2 protein-coding genes are annotated in these 1,304 nt (G+C 60.4%); one reads left to right on the plus strand and one right to left on the minus strand.

All coding sequences use genetic code 11. The features are described 5' to 3' along the window. Positions 1-242, plus strand: a 242-nt coding sequence (locus AC1DE3_RS28250) for a hypothetical protein (protein ID WP_476852976.1), incomplete at its 5' end; no start/stop codon positions are given. A gap of 323 nt (positions 243-565) precedes the next feature. Here AC1DE3_RS28250 and AC1DE3_RS28255 read toward each other — a convergent pair. Beyond that, positions 566-790 carry a hypothetical protein gene (locus AC1DE3_RS28255; protein ID WP_441514574.1) on the minus strand — a complete coding sequence of 75 codons (225 nt, stop codon included), beginning with the start codon at positions 788-790 and terminating at the stop codon, positions 566-568. Between the last annotated feature and the right edge of the window lie 514 nt (positions 791-1,304).

Genomic DNA, 1,304 nt, shown 5'->3' on the forward strand with positions numbered 1-1,304 from the left:
GCTGGCCCGAACGGCGCGAACAGCTCAAGAGAGCTGCAGAACGCTGCATTGACCTATATGAAGGCTATGAGCTGGCCTCGCGCGCCTACGTTCGATGGACCCAGCAGACTGAACCGAATGCCGCGGCCATAGCAGAGGAATACCGGAAACTTCTAATCGAGCTTGAACTCGAAATCGCGGGCTTCTTGGCTGGCGATCGTAAGGTTAGCCGAAGGTCCGCCGACAAACCCAAATCCTCGTGATTCCTGCGCGGCCTCAGTAGGCCAGCAGTCCAGCTACGAACGACGCGATCACCGCATTCGCCAGCCCCGAGATCAGCAAAATTAAAACCGGCCACCGCGGAGTACCTTGCTCGGCCTCGTCAGGCGTCTCGACCGTAGGTTCTGCATCGCGATCGTAGACGAGCCGGAGTGGTGGCCTCAACTTCTCGTTATTGGGGCACTTTTGGTCGAGGATCGACCATCATGGCGGCCTCCTCCGAGCGCTTCGGGTAATAACCGCAAAGGGAAACTCCTTTCGACGTGCAGCGTTCCAGAGAAGCTGCCGCCAAACTGACGGCTATGGGTCACGCTTCCTCGATGATCGATTGATAGCGCTCGACCGCCAGCCTCGCCAGTTCTGCTTCATCTGCGGCGACGGCTACTAGCGAGACAATGATGTTGGCCAGCTTAGAGCGTTCTGGCTCCTCAAGTGCAACGGGAATGCTTGGCGCGATTTCGACCCATGCTGTCTCAAAGGCGGCTTGGGCGCGCGCGAGATGATCTGAATCGGTCAGGGACGAGAATAGCATGGTCCTTTCCTCCGCAACGGCTCTGCGCAGAAAAAACGGACCTCGAGGTCTCGCCCCCCCTTTTCCCGGCGCCAAGAAGGGAGCCGACCGGAGATCGGCTCCCTCGGCGATTGCGGTGCTCCAACAATCACCGGCTGCTTTTCGAGAGGGCCTCGACGCATCGCCTTTGAGGAATTCATCGGCGCTCGAAAGCGGCACAGTAAGAACGGGGACGTCGGGCGCAAGGTTCCGGGACGGCGTWGTGTCAGAAYGRCGCAGAAGATGCCGAGCAATTGGGATGCYAAACGTCGCTTGCCCCMACCCCGAAACGGGCGCGTACTGCCGAGGCAGTTGGCGGGGGGCCGGCGATGTATACCGGGAAAGGCCTGCTTRTCCTGCGGGACGGCCGGACGCTCCCGCTCAMCTACCAATTTGGCAGCAACTCCGACGATACCCGCGCCGGGTACCTTTTCTGCGATCTCTCGGACGTCGATCCAGCCGCYCTCTTCTACAGGCTCCGCGTGGTCTGCGACGA

It is taken from the genome of Allobosea sp. 10L417 (genome assembly GCF_056395485.1).